The sequence below is a fragment of the Qaidamihabitans albus genome, from assembly GCF_016464705.1.
Classification (GTDB): Bacteria; Actinomycetota; Actinomycetes; order Mycobacteriales; family Pseudonocardiaceae; genus Qaidamihabitans; species Qaidamihabitans albus.
Genome location: NZ_JAEHOB010000005.1, coordinates 106,791 through 123,498 on the forward strand (window position 1 = coordinate 106,791; position 16,708 = coordinate 123,498).

15 protein-coding genes are annotated in these 16,708 nt (G+C 71.3%); 6 read left to right on the plus strand and 9 right to left on the minus strand.

Translation table 11 applies throughout. The annotated features are described in order from the left end of the window. Positions 1 to 19 precede the first annotated feature (19 nt). Both ppgK and JAP66_RS11955 read left to right on the plus strand, forming a co-directional pair. Complete coding sequence (ppgK, locus tag JAP66_RS11950) at positions 20 to 781, plus strand: polyphosphate--glucose phosphotransferase (protein ID WP_199431746.1); 762 nt, start codon at positions 20 to 22, stop codon at positions 779 to 781. 163 nt (positions 782 to 944) lie between these two features. Further along, a complete protein-coding gene (locus tag JAP66_RS11955) occupies positions 945 to 2,381 on the plus strand; it encodes an RNA polymerase sigma factor (RefSeq protein ID WP_199431747.1) in 1,437 nt (478 codons plus the stop codon). Positions 2,382 to 2,440: 59 nt separating this feature from the next. Here the strand turns inward: JAP66_RS11955 and JAP66_RS11960 are convergent, their stop codons facing one another. Further along, positions 2,441 to 3,028 (minus strand): hypothetical protein, encoded by a 588-nt coding sequence (locus tag JAP66_RS11960; RefSeq protein ID WP_199431748.1) that lies wholly within the window; start codon positions 3,026 to 3,028, stop codon positions 2,441 to 2,443. A gap of 102 nt (positions 3,029 to 3,130) precedes the next feature. Here JAP66_RS11960 and JAP66_RS11965 point away from each other — a divergent pair, with 102 nt between their 5' ends. Together JAP66_RS11965 and JAP66_RS11970 are read left to right on the plus strand one after the other, a co-directional pair. Then, positions 3,131 to 4,318 (plus strand): sensor histidine kinase, encoded by a 1,188-nt coding sequence (locus tag JAP66_RS11965; protein WP_199431749.1) that lies wholly within the window; start codon positions 3,131 to 3,133, stop codon positions 4,316 to 4,318. Continuing rightward, a complete protein-coding gene (locus JAP66_RS11970; RefSeq protein ID WP_199431750.1) occupies positions 4,315 to 4,947 on the plus strand; it encodes a response regulator in 633 nt (210 codons plus the stop codon). The genes JAP66_RS11965 and JAP66_RS11970 overlap by 4 nt, the downstream gene beginning before the upstream one ends. Before the next feature lie 5 nt (positions 4,948 to 4,952). Here JAP66_RS11970 and JAP66_RS11975 read toward each other — a convergent pair whose 3' ends face one another. Genes JAP66_RS11975 through JAP66_RS11985 form a run of 3 tightly spaced genes read right to left on the minus strand, consistent with a single transcriptional unit; the run spans position 4,953 to position 7,920 of the window. After that, on the minus strand, positions 4,953 to 5,753 hold the full coding sequence (locus JAP66_RS11975) for a DUF6885 family protein (RefSeq protein WP_199431751.1): 801 nt from the start codon (positions 5,751 to 5,753) through the stop codon (positions 4,953 to 4,955). A gap of 3 nt (positions 5,754 to 5,756) precedes the next feature. Then, positions 5,757 to 7,109, minus strand: coding sequence for a type I glutamate--ammonia ligase (locus JAP66_RS11980; RefSeq protein ID WP_199431752.1), 1,353 nt, complete (start codon positions 7,107 to 7,109; stop codon positions 5,757 to 5,759). Between the two features lie 31 nt (positions 7,110 to 7,140). After that, entirely contained in the window at positions 7,141 to 7,920 is a 780-nt protein-coding gene (locus tag JAP66_RS11985; protein WP_235998968.1) for an EamA family transporter, read from the minus strand. A gap of 341 nt (positions 7,921 to 8,261) precedes the next feature. On the opposite strand from JAP66_RS11985, the gene JAP66_RS11990 reads away from it, so the two are divergent. Beyond that, entirely contained in the window at positions 8,262 to 8,441 is a 180-nt protein-coding gene (locus JAP66_RS11990) for a DUF7455 domain-containing protein (RefSeq protein WP_199431754.1), read from the plus strand. 107 nt (positions 8,442 to 8,548) lie between these two features. Here JAP66_RS11990 and JAP66_RS11995 read toward each other — a convergent pair whose 3' ends face one another. The 5 genes from JAP66_RS11995 to JAP66_RS12015 form a co-directional block, all read right to left on the minus strand. Further along, the gene (locus JAP66_RS11995) at positions 8,549 to 9,685 is read right to left on the minus strand and encodes an ROK family transcriptional regulator (protein WP_199432020.1); all 1,137 of its coding nucleotides are present in this window, start codon (positions 9,683 to 9,685) and stop codon (positions 8,549 to 8,551) included. A 59-nt stretch (positions 9,686 to 9,744) separates the two neighbouring features. Then, positions 9,745 to 11,163 (minus strand): sugar ABC transporter permease, encoded by a 1,419-nt coding sequence (locus JAP66_RS12000; RefSeq protein WP_199431755.1) that lies wholly within the window; start codon positions 11,161 to 11,163, stop codon positions 9,745 to 9,747. 22 nt (positions 11,164 to 11,185) lie between these two features. After that, entirely contained in the window at positions 11,186 to 11,959 is a 774-nt protein-coding gene (locus JAP66_RS12005) for an ATP-binding cassette domain-containing protein (RefSeq protein WP_199431756.1), read from the minus strand. 72 nt (positions 11,960 to 12,031) lie between these two features. After that, the gene (locus JAP66_RS12010) at positions 12,032 to 13,162 is read right to left on the minus strand and encodes a sugar ABC transporter substrate-binding protein (protein WP_199431757.1); all 1,131 of its coding nucleotides are present in this window, start codon (positions 13,160 to 13,162) and stop codon (positions 12,032 to 12,034) included. A gap of 299 nt (positions 13,163 to 13,461) precedes the next feature. Next, complete coding sequence (locus tag JAP66_RS12015; RefSeq protein WP_210770075.1) at positions 13,462 to 15,150, minus strand: DEAD/DEAH box helicase; 1,689 nt, start codon at positions 15,148 to 15,150, stop codon at positions 13,462 to 13,464. 352 nt (positions 15,151 to 15,502) lie between these two features. On the opposite strand from JAP66_RS12015, the gene JAP66_RS12020 reads away from it, so the two are divergent. Beyond that, positions 15,503 to 16,708 carry a YihY/virulence factor BrkB family protein gene (locus JAP66_RS12020; protein WP_235998954.1) on the plus strand — a complete coding sequence of 402 codons (1,206 nt, stop codon included), beginning with the start codon at positions 15,503 to 15,505 and terminating at the stop codon, positions 16,706 to 16,708.

Sequence of the window (16,708 nt, forward strand, 5' to 3'; positions counted from 1 at the left end):
GAATGAAGGGACAGCGCCAATGACGGCGACCCGCGGTTTCGGTATCGACATCGGCGGCAGCGGAATCAAGGGCGCGCTCGTCGACCTGGAAGACGGCAGGCTCGTCGGCGAGCGGGTGCGCATCGACACGCCACGGCCGGCCACTCCCGACGCGATCGTCGAGGTCGTCGCGGACATCGTGGCGCAGTTCGACTGGGAGGGACCGGTCGGGATCACGCTGCCGGCCGTGGTGAAGAAGGGCGTCGCGCACACCGCGGCGAACATCGACCCGAGCTGGATCGGCACCGACGCGGACGGGCTCTTCGCCAAGCGGCTCGGCAGGCACATCGACGACGTGGCCATGCTCAACGACGCGGACGCGGCCGGGATGGCCGAGATGAGGTTCGGCGACCCCGCGGCCCGTCAGGGTGTCGTCGCGCTGCTGACCTTCGGCACCGGTATCGGCAGCGCGCTTTTCCAGGACGGCAAGCTCGTTCCCAACACGGAGTTCGGTCACCTGGAGGTCGACGGGCACGACGCGGAGACGAAGGCCGCCGCGTCGGTCAAGGACAACGAGGGGCTCTCCTACCCCGAGTGGGCCGTGCGCGTCGATCGTTACCTGACTGTGCTGGAGAACCTCATCTGGCCGGACCTGTTCATCGTCGGCGGCGGAGTCAGCAAGAAATCCGAGAAGTGGGTTCCACTGCTCGAAATCCGCACCCGGGTCGTGGTGGCATCGTTGCAGAACAACGCCGGGATCGTCGGCGCCGCCGCGGCGGCCGCGGAGGGCATCGAACACTGAGTGCGCGGCACCGGCGGAACCCGGCGAAAGTTGATCGCTTCGCGACGTCCAGGCGCATCGTCGTTACAATGGAACACAGCCCTCGGCTGCGGGAGGCATAACCGCAGGCCAGGGAGTGTTCCCCGAATCTAAGGCGGCCGGGACCGGAGCGTCCCGGTGCGTCATGATCGACCGCTGCGAAAGGGCGTACGTGGCAGCCGCAAGAACCGCAACCCGAAGCGGGACGAAGACAACGAGCGCCGCCGACACCGCGACGACCGACGACAGCACGGCGGCCGCGCCCGAGACGGCCACGCCGGCGGAAGCATCGGAGACGTCGGGCCGCAAGAAGGCCGCGAAGAAGGCTCCCGCGAAGTCCGCTCGGACGCGCAAGGGTGCCAAGACCGACGGCGTCAAAACCGACGGCGTCAAGGTCGAGGGTGTCAAGGTCGACGGCGCTCCCGGCGAGGACATCGACACCGCCGAACTCGAGGACGTCGATCTGGCGGACCTCGAGGTGGAAGCCGTCGAGGTCGATGTCGTCGACGCGACCGTCACCGAGGAGGCCGAGGAGACCGAGGAGGCCGAGGAGGTCGAGGCCCCCGGCAGAGGCGGCAGATCCGCCAACGACCCCGACTTCGTCTGGGACGAGGAGGAGTCGGAGGCGCTGCGGCAGGCACGCAAGGACGCCGAGCTCACCGCGTCGGCCGACTCGGTTCGTGCCTACCTCAAGCAGATCGGCAAGGTCGCGCTGCTCAACGCCGAGGAGGAGGTCGAGCTCGCCAAGCGGATCGAGGCCGGTCTCTACGCCGCCGAGCGCGTCCGCGTGGTCGAGGAGGAGGGCGAGAAGCTCAGCACCCAGATGCGGCGCGATCTCAAGTGGATCGTGCGCGACGGCGAGCGGGCGAAGAGCCACCTGCTCGAGGCGAACCTCCGGCTCGTGGTGTCGCTGGCCAAGCGCTACACCGGCAGGGGCATGGCGTTCCTCGACCTCATCCAGGAAGGCAACCTCGGGCTGATCCGCGCGGTCGAGAAGTTCGACTACACCAAGGGCTTCAAGTTCTCCACGTATGCCACCTGGTGGATCCGGCAGGCGATCACCCGCGCGATGGCCGACCAGGCCCGCACCATCCGGATTCCGGTGCACATGGTCGAGGTCATCAACAAGCTCGGCCGCATCCAGCGTGAGCTGCTGCAGGACCTCGGCCGCGAGCCGACCCCCGAGGAGCTCGCCAAGGAGATGGACATCTCCCCGGAGAAGGTCCTCGAGATCCAGCAGTACGCCCGCGAGCCCATCTCGCTCGACCAGACGATCGGCGACGAGGGTGACTCCCAGCTCGGCGACTTCATCGAGGACAGCGAGGCCGTGGTGGCCGTGGACGCGGTGTCGTTCACGCTGCTGCAGGACCAGCTGCAGTCGGTGCTGCAGACCCTGTCCGAGCGCGAGGCCGGGGTGGTCCGGCTGCGTTTCGGCCTCACCGACGGCCAGCCGCGGACTTTAGACGAGATCGGCCAGGTCTACGGGGTGACCCGGGAGCGTATACGGCAGATCGAGTCCAAGACCATGTCCAAGCTGCGCCACCCGTCGCGTTCACAGGTGCTGCGCGACTACCTGGACTGAGAAACGCGCCACTGCTCATGAGCGTGCGGCCGGTGTCCCGAGGGGCGCCGGCCGCACTTTCATGAGCGGTCCTTGGCCTCGGTTCCCGAGAACGTCGTCCACAGCGGTCCGACGACGAACCAGATGCCGGTGACAACCCCGAGTCGCGGGAGCCAGCCCCCGTCCGCCCACAGCACCCTGGTCCGCTCCGGCGAGCCGACGACGAAGCTCAGCACCAGCAGGACCGAGGCCGCGATGGCGCACGCGAGCACGCACTTGCCCCATTCGCGCCACTCGTAGCGCACCCGCTCCGGTCCCCCGGAGGGGCGCCGCCGTGGTGGCGGCCCACCCGCGAACCGGTACGCGAACCGCTCGTCCGCCCAGCGGATCATCGCGGGCCCGAACACCACGCTGAACCCGAGATACACCGCGGCGAGGCCGTGCACGCCGCTCGCCTCACCCCCGCGGGACAGATCGATCATCGTCCCGACGAGCACCAGCGCATCCACCACCGGCGTCATGGCGAGCAGCACCAGGCCGGCCCGGCCCTTTCGCAGCACATAGCGCGCCACGAGCCCGGCGACGACGAACACCCAGAAGCCGATCTCGCCCGCGGCGATCACCGCGGCCATCGGGTTCTCCCTGACGAAGTCGAATACGTTGCCCACAGGCGGAGCGTGCGGCACCCGCGCGTGCCCGCGCGTCGGCGTTCGGCACGACTTCGCCGTCATCACTTCGTAGGACGCGGGCCGCGAGACCGATGTGCTGTGATGGAGTCCGTGCCGACCGTGCCGCCGATCATCACGAGCTTTCGCCGGCTGCCGCCCGTCCGCCAGGACATGCTGATCGCGACCGGCCATCTCGCGGTCGGGAGCGGGCTGTACGCGGGGGACCTGTACGCGATATTCGGGGTGGACCGGGCGCCCGTACCGGCCCGGTTCGCGCTCCTGGCCGTGGTCTGCGCGCTGCTGACGCTGCGCCGCCGTGCCCCCGGCGCCGCGCTGGGCCTCGCCCTCGTACCGCTGGGTGCGGACGCCGCTCTCGGACTGTCCGTGCCGGTGCTGCTGGTGTGCTCCGATCACCTCTACACGGCCACGCTGTACGGTTCGCGGCGCCTGAGCCGGGCGATCGTCACCGTCGTCGCGATGGGGACGCTGGCGGTGACGGCGACGTTGCTCATGCTCGCCCCGGACTGGCGGATGGCGGTCGGGGCGGCCTTCCTGTGCGTGCCGTTCGCCGTCACGCCGGTGTGGTGGGCCACCAACATCCGGCAGCACAAGGAGATCGCCGAGGCCGAGCGCGCGAACGCGACCCAGATGGCGCGGCTCGCCGAGCTGGACCGTGGCGCGGCGGTGGCCGCCGAGCGCACCCGGATGGCGCGGGACCTGCACGACGTCATCGCCGGCCACCTCTCGGCGATCGCGCTCCAGTCGGAGGCCGCACTGTCCGCGACGGATCCCGGGACGGTGCGGACCGTCCTCACCGCCGTGCGCGAGAACAGCGTGGGCGCACTGGAGGAGATGCGGGCCATGATCGGCCTGCTGCGGGCGGACGGTCCCGCCGAGATCACCGCGCCTGCCCGGCTCAACGAGCTGCCGCGCCTCGTCGAGTCGGCCAGGGCGAGCGGGATCAGGCTCGACGTCCACACCGAACTCGACGGCGCGCCCCTGCCCGCGGCCGTCGACCTCACCGCGTACCGCATCGCCCAGGAGGCGCTCACCAACACCGCGAAGCACGCACCCGGAACCGTGGCGACCGTCACGATCCGGCACACCGGTGACGCCCTCACGGTGGAGGTGACCAACGAGCTGACCGGCGAACCGGACGGTGCGGCGGGAACGGGCCTGCTGAGCATGCGCGAGCGGGCGGCCGCGGTGGGCGGCTCCTGCTCCGCGGGCCCCTCCGGAGCGGACTGGCGAGTGCGCGCCGTCCTCCCGCTGGCGGGACTCGGCTCATGACCATCCGCGTTGTCGTGGCCGACGATCACGGCGCCGTCCGGACCGGCATCGTCATGATCCTGTCCGGCGCTGACGGGATCGAGGTGGTCGGTGAGGCGGCCGACGGCGCGGCCGCGATCCGGCAGGCGCGGGCGCTCGCACCCGACGTGGTGCTGATGGACGTCCGGATGCCCGGCATCGACGGCATCAGCGCGACCCGCACGCTGGTGGCGGAGGGACGCTGTGACGTGCTCGTGCTCACGGCGTTCGATCTCGACGAGTACGTCTACGCCGCCCTGCGCGCAGGAGCCGCCGGATTCATGCTGAAGTCCGTGGACTCGGCCCGCCTGGTGGAGTCCGTGCGCGTCGTGGCGGACGGGGAGGGCATTCTCGCGCCCCAGGTCACCCGCAGGCTCATCGCGGCGTTCGCGGCGAGCGCGCCACCCGAGCGGCCCGCGGGCCTCGACCAGCTCACCGACCGGGAGCGCGACGTGCTCGGCTGTCTCGGCGAAGGCCTGTCGAACGCGGAGATCGCCGCGCGGCTGTTCATCGGCGAGACCACGGTGAAGACACACGTGTCGCGGGTGCTCACGAAGCTGGGCCTGCACTCGCGTGTGCAGGCCGCGCTCATCGCCGCCGAGCTGGGGTGAGCGGGTCAGCTGAACGGGGCCGGGCTGCCGTTGTCCCACAGCTCGGACCGCAGCCCCGCGGCGGTCACCGCTGCGCGCGCGGCCGGGGCCTCGGCGACCGGCACGACGAGCAGCAGCCCACCCGGAGCGAGGTCCTCGCGCCGCAGTGCCGCGACGGCGAACTCGATCGGCTGCAGGTGCACTCCGCGCTCCCCCAGCGAAGGATAGGTGTCCACAACGGACACCAGTGTGCCCAGCCTGCCGGGCAGTGTTCCGGCGAGAAGCACGAAGTGACCGACCCGCCACCGGGATGTCCACAGCGGAGGCAGGCCGGCTTCGAGATAGTCACGCAGCGCGCGGGGCGGCGTGTCCTGCGCGGCGAACGCCGCCGTGTCGACGTTGGCGATCACGGCCACCCGCGACAGCCCACCGAGCTCGCCGAGCAGGGTCCGCAGTGCGGGCACCGTCCAGTCACCGCACGCGGGGACGGCGGCCAGTTCGCCACCGGAGAGCTTCGCCACCGCTCGCGCGACCCCGGCCGCCGAGGTCCCGGCCAGCTCGGGCCGCCGAGTGACCGGCAACGCGACCCGGAAGTCCGCGCGCCCCCGCTCCCCCGGCGGGATCCCGGCCGGGCCGTCACCGAGCAGCACGGTACCGGCGACGAGCGCGGCCTCGTCCTGGTCGGCGACGCCGATGCCGTGCGCGCGCAGCGACACCATCACGGCGAACGCACCGCACAGCTCGTTCTTCTGCGGCAGCTCCGCCCGTGCGTGCCGAACCAGATCCCGGCCGCCGGGCAGCCAACGCACACCGTCCAGTAAGGACACCGGTCAGTACCGCCAGAGGTGCGCGCGGACGACCTCCTCGATCGGGCGGTCCTTCGCCCACGCGGCGTCGGACTCCCGTACCGAGCGGAACGCCCCGAGCAGCTCGTCGCCGAGCACGTCCGCGACCCAGGTCGCCGCCGAGAGCTCGCTCGCCTGCTCGGCCGGTGAGGCCGGTAGCCGCCGCACGTCCTGTGTGGACCGTTCGCCGGGGCTCCACGTCCCCGGGTCCTCCTCGATGGGCCGGGGCAGCTCAAGCCGCTCGTCGATCCCCGCCAGCCCGGCGGCCAGCACCACGGCCAGCGCGAGGTACGGGTTGGCCGAGGCGTCACAGGGCTTCAGCTCGACGTTGGCGTGGTCGTCGCCGAGCAGCGCCGAGGCGGGGACGTAGCGCAGGGGCGCCTCCCGGTTCTCCACGCCCCAGAAGGCGTAGGCACTGGCGAAGTAGCCGGGGCGGAGCCTGGCCGTGGACGGCACGCTCGGCGCCGTGATCGCCGTCAGTGCGGGCAGCTCCCGCAGCAGCCCGGCGAGGTACCCCGCGCCGTCGTTCCCGGGGCCGTCCTGGCCGGCGAGGAGGTTCCGGCCCTTGCGCCGGATGGAGGTGTGCAGGTGCCACCCGTTGCCCGCGGCCTCCGGGCTCACCATCGGCGCGAAGCTCACCCGCAGCCCGTGCGCCCGTGCGGCGGCGTGGATGGTCTGCCTGGCCAGCAGCTGGTCGTCGGCCGCCGACACCGGGTCGGTCGCGCCGAGGGACAGCTCGATCTGGGCGAGGCCGTACTCGGCGTGCAGCTGGCCGATCCGCAGGCCGTTGGCCTCGAAGTCGTGCAGCAGCGCGTCGACGAACCCGTCGAGCGGTACGAGCGCGTGCGGGCTGTACGCGGGACCGCCGTGCCCGGGGGCCGACTCGATGTCGGGGCTGTCCAGCGGCGCCACCGCGAACTCCAGCTCGAAACCGGCGCGCAGCTCGAAGCCCTTGTTCGCGGCCAGCGCGACCTGGCGTTCGAGCACCCCGCGCTGGCAGTAGGGCCACGGCGAGCCGTCGGCCGCCACCTGGCGGGCCGGGGTCCAGGCGAGCGCGGGCTGGCCGGCGAGCCGGCTCAGCCGCTCGATGACCGGGATCAGCCGGACGTCGCCGGAGGGCGTCGCCAGCCCGGGATGCTCGTAGGTGATGCGATCGTGCGAGTCGAAGACGGCGAACAGCGCGGTGACGCCGACGCCACGGCTCGCGGCCCCGCCGAGCCCGCCGATCGGCACGATCCGGGACCGCGGGATGCCGTTGTTGTCGGCCCACGACACGTGCACGCCACGGACCCCCGCGGCCGCGAGATCCTTGGCCGCCGCCGACGCCGCCTTGGTCATCGGCTCATCCTGCCAGTGCTCCGGCTCACAGTCACCTGTCCGGCCCCCTGGACCGCAGGGCGACCCCGGCGACGACCGCAAGCGTGCCGAGCGCCTCCGGGAGCGTCGGCACCTGCCGGAGCACGACGAGGCCGGTCACCGTGGCCGTCACCGGCAGCAGGGCGAGGAGCAGGGCGAAGCGCGCCCGCCCTGCCCGGCGCAGCACCACCTGGTCCAGCACGTACGGCACGACGGTCGACAGCAACGCCACGCCGATCCCGAGCACGAGCAGGTCGGGTGCCCGCCAGATGCCGCCCGTGCCGAGGGCGAGCGGCGACAGCAGCACGGTCGCCACCGCGAAGCCCACCGCCAGGCTGTCGATGCCGTTGCCGCCGAGCGCGACCCGCTTGCCGAGCACGATGTACCCGGCCCACGCGGTGGCGGCTCCCAGGGCGAACGCCACGCCGGCCGGGCTCCCTTCGAGCTGGACGTCCGCGATGGCGAGCACGCCGAGCGCGACCAGCGCCAGCGCCACGATGTCCCGGCGGCCTCTCGACCCGAACGCCGCCACCGCGACCGGACCGGCGAACTCCAGCGCGACGACCGTGCCCAGCGGCAGCCGCGCGATCGCCTCGTAGAAGAGCACGTTCATGCCGGCCGTGACCACGCCGAACGCCCCGGCCAGCAGCAGCGGCCTGCCGCGCCACGCCGCGCGGCGGGGCCTGCGCCAGGCCAGCAGGATGAGCGCCGCACCCAGGCAGCGCAGCCAGGCGACGCCGGCGGGCGTGGCGGCGGCGAACAACCACACGGCGATCGCGGCGCCGACGTACATGGAGATTCCGCTGAGAACGAACAAGGCCGGGACCGGCACCGCGTCGATCCGCCGTTTCGAAATCGAGATCTCCACTCCATGATGGTGCCTGACCACGGAAAACGTGCCGAGCCCGGGCATCGTAGGCGGGGAGCGTGGATAGATCTACGGCATCCGGGGTAATTCGACGTGACACACCTCCCACACACACGGGAACACTTGCGGGCAGCCAAACGTCTGCAAGAGTGGAGGCAGCGAACACCGCGGCCGGTACCTCACCCCGGGGTCCGGGCACCACCGAGGTGTTCGCGGCTGAATTGATGGCATCGGCGCACCCGATGCCGGGACGGAGGGAGACTCCAATGACTTCACCGACGCTCACCCGCCCCGAACTGACTGCTGCAGACCGCTGCGACCGTTGCGGAGCGGCGGCCAAGGTTCGCGTCGTACTCCGCAGCGGCGGGGAGCTGCTGTTCTGCGGCCACCACAGCCGCGAGTACGAGACCAAGCTCAAGGAGCAAGAGGCCAGCATCCAGCGCTGAGTCGCCATCACAGCCGCGCGGCGGGCGGGGATCCGAAAGGGTCTCCGCCCGTCGCGCATTTCAGGACCTGTTCCGAAGGCGCCTGTGACAAAGCCCACACGGCCGCCTCAGACGGTGTCGAGCACCCCTTCGAATGCGGCCTCGGCGGCGCCGAGCAGCTTCACGTCGGCCCCGAGCGGCGACTTCTCGACCCGGACCCCGCCCATCGCGCGGCTGACCATGCTGCGCGCGCGGACCTCCTCGCCCACGCGGTGCAGGACCGTGGGCGGCAGCGCGGTGAACAGGTCCCCGAGCACCACCAGCTCGGGACCGAGCAGGTTCACCACGTTGACCAGGCCTAGGGTGAGCCATTCGGCGTACTCGGCGAGCCGCTCGCGCGTGACCTCCGGGTCCCGGCCGAGCCTGCGCAGCTCGGCCACGACCGCGCCGCGCGGGCTGTCGGCCGGCAGGGCGAGTGCGCGGCCCAGCGCCGCCTCGCCGACCTCGGTCTCCCAGCACCCCTCGTTGCCGCAGTAGCAGCCCCGGCCGCCGGGCCGGACCACCATGTGGCCGATCTCGCCGACGTAACCGCCCGCTCCCCGCAGAGAGGAACCCTGGGCGATCACTCCCCCGCCGATCCCGATGTCGGCGGAGACGAACACCGCGTCGGCAGCGCCCCGCGCGGCCCCGCGGAGGTGCTCGGCGAGCGCGCCGAACTCGGCGTCGTTGCCGACCGTCACCGGAATGCCGAGGCCGGCGGCCATCCGCTCGCCGAGCGCGATGTTCGTCCAGCGCAGGTTCGGTGCCTCGTGCACGTAGCCGTCCGAGCGCCGCGCGACGCCGGGCACCGAGATACCGGCGGCGACCGGCAGCAGCCCGAGGTCGGCGGCGAGCAGCGCGGTCGACTCGATCACGTGGGTGATGACCTCGTCCGGCTCCCGCGTCCGCCGGTGCAGGTTCCACCGGTTGCGGCCGAGGATCTGCCCGCCGAGCCCGACCAGCGCCAGCGCCACGTGCTCCACCTGCACGTCCACCGCCAGCACGACCGCGGCCTGCGGCTGCGGCAGCACCAGCAGCGACGGCCGGCCGGCGCCGCGGCCCGGCCGGGGCACCCGTTCCTCCACCACACCCGTCTCGGCCAGACCGTCCACGAGCGTCTTGATCGTGCTGCGGTTCAAGCCGAGCTCGGTCGCCAGTGCCGCCCGTGTGCACGGGCCGCCCACGTGCAGCAGCCGCAGGAGGCTCGACCGGTTGTACCGGCGCATCTCGTCGGGTCTGGCAACGGGTGTGCTGGTCACGGGGTCATGCTCGCATCGCCCCCACCTCAGCGTCCGGCGGTGGCCGCGCGCCGCCGGGACAGCGCGTCGACCATCGCCGCCAGCAGCAGGACCAGGCCGGTGACGATCGCGACCACCGCGGCGGGCTGGCGCAGCAGGCCGAGACCGTTGGCGACCACCGCGAGCACCGTGCCACCGATCACCGCGTCGAACACCCGGCCCCGGCCGCCGAACAGCGACGTCCCGCCGATCACGGCGGCACCGACGGCGAACAGCAGGGTGTTCAGGCCACCGGCCTGCGCGTCCACGGAGCCGACCTTCGACGAGTAGACGATCGCGCCGAGCGCCGCCACGGACGAGGAGACGATGAACACGCTGGCCCTGATCTTGGTGACGTTGATCCCGGCCCGGCGCGCGGCCTCCCGGTTCCCGCCCACGGCGTAGATGTGCCTGCCGTAGCTCGTCCGGTTGAGCACGTAGGTGCCGAGGGTGAGCAGGGCGAGCACGATCGGCACCACGTAGGGCACCCCGGAGATCACGATGCTCGGGTTCGGCGAGCGGTTGATCGTGAGCAGCATCGTCGCCACCGCGCCGAGCGCGGCGACCCCGCCGACCTTGAACAGCACGAGCGGTGTGGGCTGGGTGACCAGGCCGCGCCGGAGCCGCGAGAAGTGCTGTCCCAGCATCAGCGCCCCGAAGCCGCCCGCCCCGACGGCGAACAGCGCCCAGCTGCCCAGCGTGGAGAGGTTTCCGTTGGCGACCTTGTTCAGCACCGGTGACGAGCTGATCCCGAGCGTGCCGCCCTCACCGATGAACTGCAGGATGACGCCCTGCCAGGTGAGGAACAGCGCCAGGGTGACGACGAAGGACGGCATGCCGATCCGGGCCACCAGGAAGCCGGTGATGCAGCCCATCGCCGCACCGACGCAGAGCGCGAGCAGCATCTCCAGCCACGGGTTCGCGGTCATCCCGGAGACCGAGATGACGATGGCCACCCCGGCGAGCGCGGCACCCGGCCAGATCCGCAGCAGCAAGGCGAGCACCACGGCCAGGGCCAGCACCAGGTTGAACACGATGAAGACCGTCGAGCCCATGCCGCCGAGCAGGTTGCCGTCATGGACGAAGTGCATGGCCAGCACCGCGCCCGCGGCACCGGACGCCGTTCCCGCCGAGAGGTCGATCTCGCCGACCAGCAGGACGAAGACGATGCCCATCGCGATCATCGTCTGCCCCGCGCCCTGCGCGAGCAGGTTCGCGACGTTGTTCAGGGACAGGAAGACGTCCGAGAGTGCCGAGAACATGATCACGAGCGCGATCAGGCCGAGCAGTGCGGGCAGGGAACCGAGCTGGCCCGCGCGCACGCGTGCGAGGTAGTCGCGCACCGCCTCGGCCGTGGACAGCGTCGTGGTGTCGATGCCGAAGTCGGTGATCGCCCTGTCGGACGACGCGGTAGGGGTCTGAGTCATGGTTCTTCCTTGATCACAGGGCTCACAGGACTGCGGAGTCGGGCCGGGCGAGCCCGAGCTCACCCGAGCGGCCTGCGGTGATGAGTTCGACGACCTGCCCGTGCGTGACCTCCTTGGTCTGCACCTCGGCCGCCACCCGGCCCAGGTACAGCACCGAAATGCGGTCCGACACCTCGAACACGTCGGCCATGTTGTGGCTGATCAGCACCACACCGAGGCCCTGCTCGGCGAGCCGCCGCACCAGGTCGAGCACCTGCCGGGTCTGCGCGACACCGAGCGCGGCGGTCGGCTCGTCGAGCAGCACCACCTTGCTGTCCCACAGCACCGACTTGGCGATGGCCACGGTCTGCCGCTGACCGCCGGAGAGCGAGGCGACCGGCGTGCGCACCGACTTGACCGTGCGGACCGATAGCGAGGCGAGGGTCTCCCGCGCCGCGCGCTCCATGCTCGCCTCATCCAGCAGCCAGCCGCTGCCGCGCTCGCGGCCGAGGAACATGTTCTGGACGATGTCGAGGTTGTCGGCCAGCGCCAGGTCCTGGTAGACGACCTCGATGCCCAGCGCGGCGGCGTCCTTGGGGCCACGGATGTGCACTTCCTCGCCCTGGAACCGCACGTCGCCGGAGTCGGAGGTGTAGATACCGGCGATGCACTTGACGAGGGTCGACTTGCCGGCCCCGTTGTCACCGACGAGCGCGGTGACCTCGCCCGCGCGCACCGCGAAGTCCACGTCGTGCAACACGTGGACGGGTCCGAAACTCTTGTTGAGGCCGTGTAGTTCGAGGATGGGCTCAGTCATGGTTTCTCCGTGGTGCCAGGGCGGGCCGCGCAGTCGGGGTGCGCGGCCCGCCCTGGCGGGTCGGGGTGCCGGTCAGGAGATGCCGAGCTCGTCGCAGGTGGCTTTGAGATCGCCGGTGCAGACGTCGCTCGCGGGTACGTAGCCCTCGTCGATCACGGTCTTGACGTTGTCCTTCGTGATCAGCTTCGGCTCGAGCAGGACCGACTTGACGTCCCGGTTGCCCTCCGGGTCGTGCTCGGTGTCGGTGGCGATCGCGTCGGCGGCGGCCGTGTCGCCCTTGGCCAGTGCCGCGGCGAGCTTCGCGGTGGCGTCGGCCTCCTCCTGGATCGGCTTGAAGACGGTCATGTACTGGTCGCCGCGCAGGATCGCCTTGAGGCCCTCGGGGGTGGCATCCTGGCCGGTCACCGGAACGGTGCCGTTGAGGCCGTTCTTCCTCAGCACGGTGATGACCGCGCCGGCGAGCCCGTCGTTGGCGGCGACGACGCCGTCGACCTTGCCGCCGTTACTCGTCAGGATCTGCTCGAACATCACACCGCCCTTCTGGTTGTCCCAGTTGTCGATGGGCTGGCTCTGCACGAGCTCGAGCTTGCCGGAGTCGTAGAGCGGCTGGAGCACGTTGCGCTGTCCCTTGTGGAACAGCGTCGCGTTGTTGTCGGTGGGCGCGCCCTCGATCTCGATCACCTGCGCGCCGTCCTTGCCCTCGAGCGCCTGGGCGAGACCCTCGCCCTGGAGCTCACCGACCTTGGTGTTGTCGAAGGAGACGTAGTAGTCGGAGCCGCCGCCGAGGTTGAGCCGGTCGTAGTCGATGGTCGGGATGCCCGCGGCCTTGGCCTTGGCCGCGACGGCCCCGCCGACCTCGCTGTTGATCGAGGCGATGACCAGTACCTTCACGCCCTTGGCGATCATGCCGTCGGCGAGGGTGGTGAACTTCTGAACCTCACCCTGCGCGTTCTGCACGTCCGCGTCGAAGCCCTCGGCGCGCAGCGCCTTCTCGAGCATCGGCTTGTCGAAGCCCTCCCAGCGGGCCGAGGAGGCCGTCTCGGGCAGGATCACACCGACCGTGCCCTCGGTACCGCCGCCTGCGGCGGGTTCGGCGTTGTCGCCGCCTCCCTCGTTGCCAGCGGTGTTGGCACCGCAGGCCGCGAGCGTGAACGTAACGCCGAGCGTGGCAGCGGCGACTGCAAGAAGTCTCTTGGTTCGCATTCCTGGGAACCTTTCCGGGTCCACCGACGGGCGGGCGGCCCGGGAAGGACCGGCGCTCCGTCGCGCATATGTTGTGGGCGACAACATATGTCGGAACCGAAGTCCCGCGGAAGAGTGTCTGTACCGATCAAGTGGACACGTTTTGGCAACGGCACGAGTCCCCGCTCCCGCCCGCGAGTCCCCCGCTGAGGCCCCTGAGTTCCCCACTCCGGTCAGCGAAGTGCCCGCTCAGGACTCGGCGACCGGCCGCTGCGACCGCCGAGTGCGCCGTTCGCGGGCGTAGGCGCGGGACTCGCGGGTTACCAGGAGCGGAGCGTGGTGATGCGCTCCTCCAGCTGCTCGACCGTCGCCATCGCGGTCGGCGGGCCGCCGCACACGCGGCGCAGCTCGTTGTGGATCGCGCCGTGCGGCTTGCGGGTGCGGTGGTGGTACACGCCGACGAGCGCGTTGAGCTCCTTGCGCAGCGACTTGATCCGTTCGTTCACCGGCTGCGCCTTCGGCGTGGGCTGCCGCTGCTCCTCGTCTGCGGCCGACGGCTTGCGGCGCTTGCCGTCGGCGAGCTGCTCCTCCTGCCGCTTGCGCAGTAGCGCACGCACCTGATCCGGTTCGAGCAGGCCCGGCAGCCCGAGATACTCCTGCTCCTCGTCGGTGCCGGAGAACACCGCCGTGCCGAAGGAGTTGCCGTCGTAGATCACCTGGTCGAGCTCGGCCGAGGCGCCCAGCGACGTGAACGCCTTCTCCTCCTCACCCGGTTCGTCCTCGGTGCGGTTGGCCGCCACGAGCAGCTCGTCGTCCCAGCCGTCCTTCTCGCGGTGCGGCTTGCCGAGCACGTGGTCGCGCTCGGCCTCCAGCTCGCTGGCGAGCTCGAGCAGCACGGGCACGCTCGGCAGGAACACGCTGGCGGTCTCCCCCGGCTGCCTGGACCGCACGAAGCGGCCGATCGCCTGGGCGAAGAACAGCGGCGTTGAGGCGCTCGTCGCGTACACGCCCACCGCGAGCCGCGGCACGTCGACGCCCTCCGAGACCATCCGCACGGCCACCAGCCAGCGCTCGTCCGAGTCGGAGAACTCGCCGATCCGCCTGGTTGCCTTCGGGTCGTCGGAGAGCACCACCACCGGCCGCTCACCGGAGATCCGCGCGAGGATCTTGGCGTAGGCGCGGGCGGAGTCCTGATCGGTGGCGATGACCAGGCCGCCCGCGTCCGGGATGCCGGCCGCCCGCAGCTGGGTGAGCCGGGTGTCGGCCGCCTGCAGCACCGACGGGATCCACTCGCCGCCCGGGTCGAGCGCCGTGCGCCAGGCCCGCGCGGTCTGCTCGGCGGTCAGCGGCTCGCCCAGCCGCGCGGTGAACTCGTCACCGGCGCTGGTCCGCCACGACGCCTCGCCCGAGTACGCGAGGAACACCACCGGACGGACGACGCCGTCGGCGAGCGCGTCGGCGTAGTTGTAGGAGTGGTCGGCCCGGCTGCGCAGCGAGCCGTCGGCGTCCGGCTCGTAGGTCACGAACGGGATGGGCGAGTCGTCGCTGCGGAACGGGGTACCGGTGAGCGCAAGCCTGCGCACCGCGGGTGTGAAGGCCTCGAACACCGCGTCGCCCCAGGACTTCGCGTCCCCGGCGTGGTGGATCTCGTCGAGGATGACCAGCGTCTTGCGGTTCTCCGTGCGCACGCGGTGCATCGTCGGATGCGCCGCGACCTGCGCGTAGGTGAGCGCGACACCCTGGTAGTCGGAGGAGGTGATCCCGGTCGTGTTGCGGAAGTCCGAGTCGATCGCGATGCCCGCCCCCGCGGCCGCGATCGCCCACTGGTGCTTGAGGTGCTCGGTGGGCGTGACGATGGTGATCGCCTCGATGGTCCGGTCGGCGAGCAGCTCGGCCGCGACCCGCAACCCGAACACGGTCTTACCGGCGCCCGGCGTCGCGACCGCGAGGAAGTCCTTCGGCTTCTGGGTCAGGTACTTCGTGAGCGCACGGCGCTGCCACGCGCGCAGCGGGCGGGCGGTCGCGTCGTGCTCGGGTTCGGGCGCGGCGAACCCGAGCCCGGCCTTGGCCGTATCCTGCGGGACACCCGCACCCGGCCGGCGCCCACGATCGAGGCCTTCGCGATCATCGGTCCGCGCACCTCCTGTGTCCGACACCGACGGTCCAACTCCTCTCGCCGACGAACAGAAGACACACGAATGCCCTCACGACGGGGTACCGGCGGCCGTGCCGGGTACGCGGTGAGGGCGCGAGCACGAGGGTACCCGGCGGCACCGACACCGGCCGTCCACGGCACGCCGGAAGGACACGCCGCCGGGGCGGCGAGCCGAATCCGTGCTCATGGACCATGCTTGGAGCGCGATGGAGACTCCAGACGCCGGAGCGGCGGGCGAAGGGGACGAGGCGGCGCCTGCCCGGCAGGACAGGCGCAAGGGACCCCTGCGCCTGATCGGGCGAACCCTGAGCAAGGCGTGGGACGGCAACATCTTCTCCGAGGCCGCCGAGGCGGCGTTCTGGCAGACCCTCTCCCTGCCGCCACTGCTGCTGGGGCTGCTCGGCAGCCTCGGCTACATCGGCGAGTGGTTCGGCGAGCGCGTCGTGCAGCAGGTCCACGACAAGATCATCAGCTTCTCCGAGACCATCTTCAGCGGCAGCGTGGTCAACCAGATCATCGAGCCGACCGTCGACGACATCCTCACCACCGGTAAGGGCGAGATCGTCTCCGTCGGGTTCCTGATCTCACTGTGGGCCGGTTCGTCGGCGATGTCGTCCTTCGTCGACGCGATCACCGTCGCCCACGGCCAGTACGGCGTCCGCAACGAGGTGTGGCAGCGGCTCTTCGCGCTGCTGCTGTACCTGGCCAGCCTCGTGCTGCTGGTGATCGGCCTGCCGGTCGTGGCGATCGGCCCCGAGCTGCTCTCGGAGTTCTTCCCGCCCGACTGGGGGCCGACGATCGCCGCGTGGATCGGTGCCGCCTACTACCCGACGGTCGGCCTGATGCTCATGCTCGCACTGGCGACCCTTTACAAGCTCGCACTGCCCCGCAAGCTGCCCTGGCACCGCGGGCTGCCCGGTGCGGCGCTGGCGATGGTGATCTTCCTGCTGTCGAGTGTCGGGCTGCGGATCTACATCAGCTGGATCACGACCACGGGCTACACCTACGGCGCGCTCGCGACGCCGATCGCGTTTCTGCTGTTCACGTTCTTCATCGGGCTGGCGATCGTCACCGGCGCCTACTTCAACAGCGCGATCCAGGAGCTGTGGCCCGCCAAGCCGACCCGCAGGCAGCGGCGCAAGTGGAGGCGGCTGGAGCTGGAGCGCGCGAACGAGCAGATCCATGCCCAGGAGGGGCGCGGTCTCTGGGAGCGCACGACAATGCCGCTGCGCAGGCCGCGCAGGCCCGAACCGGCCCCCAGGGAGAGCACCGACGGCACCGGAGGGGAGGCCAGCGGCACCGACGGCACCGACGGCCCGGCGCGCGGCGAGACGACCGGCGCCCACGGGACCGCCGGGGAGCAGCCGGAGCAGCGCACGGCACCGGCCGGGGAACCCGACCGGCCGGGCTGA

What these genes read in the sequence shown, in the direction of transcription:
- JAP66_RS12000 (WP_199431755.1), bottom strand. Translation starts at nt 11,163, where the DNA reads ATGACTCAGACCCCTACCGCGTCGTCCGACAGGGCGATCACCGACTTC.
- JAP66_RS11970 (WP_199431750.1), top strand. Translation starts at nt 4,315, where the DNA reads ATGACCATCCGCGTTGTCGTGGCCGACGATCACGGCGCCGTCCGGACC.
- JAP66_RS12005 (WP_199431756.1), bottom strand. Translation starts at nt 11,959, where the DNA reads ATGACTGAGCCCATCCTCGAACTACACGGCCTCAACAAGAGTTTCGGA.
- ppgK (WP_199431746.1), top strand. Translation starts at nt 20, where the DNA reads ATGACGGCGACCCGCGGTTTCGGTATCGACATCGGCGGCAGCGGAATC.
- JAP66_RS11965 (WP_199431749.1), top strand. Translation starts at nt 3,131, where the DNA reads ATGGAGTCCGTGCCGACCGTGCCGCCGATCATCACGAGCTTTCGCCGG.
- JAP66_RS11985 (WP_235998968.1), bottom strand. Translation starts at nt 7,920, where the DNA reads ATGTACGTCGGCGCCGCGATCGCCGTGTGGTTGTTCGCCGCCGCCACG.
- JAP66_RS12020 (WP_235998954.1), top strand. Translation starts at nt 15,503, where the DNA reads ATGGAGACTCCAGACGCCGGAGCGGCGGGCGAAGGGGACGAGGCGGCG.
- JAP66_RS11980 (WP_199431752.1), bottom strand. Translation starts at nt 7,109, where the DNA reads ATGACCAAGGCGGCGTCGGCGGCGGCCAAGGATCTCGCGGCCGCGGGG.
- JAP66_RS11995 (WP_199432020.1), bottom strand. Translation starts at nt 9,685, where the DNA reads ATGCGCCGGTACAACCGGTCGAGCCTCCTGCGGCTGCTGCACGTGGGC.
- JAP66_RS12010 (WP_199431757.1), bottom strand. Translation starts at nt 13,162, where the DNA reads ATGCGAACCAAGAGACTTCTTGCAGTCGCCGCTGCCACGCTCGGCGTT.
- JAP66_RS11955 (WP_199431747.1), top strand. Translation starts at nt 945, where the DNA reads ATGATCGACCGCTGCGAAAGGGCGTACGTGGCAGCCGCAAGAACCGCA.
- JAP66_RS11990 (WP_199431754.1), top strand. Translation starts at nt 8,262, where the DNA reads ATGACTTCACCGACGCTCACCCGCCCCGAACTGACTGCTGCAGACCGC.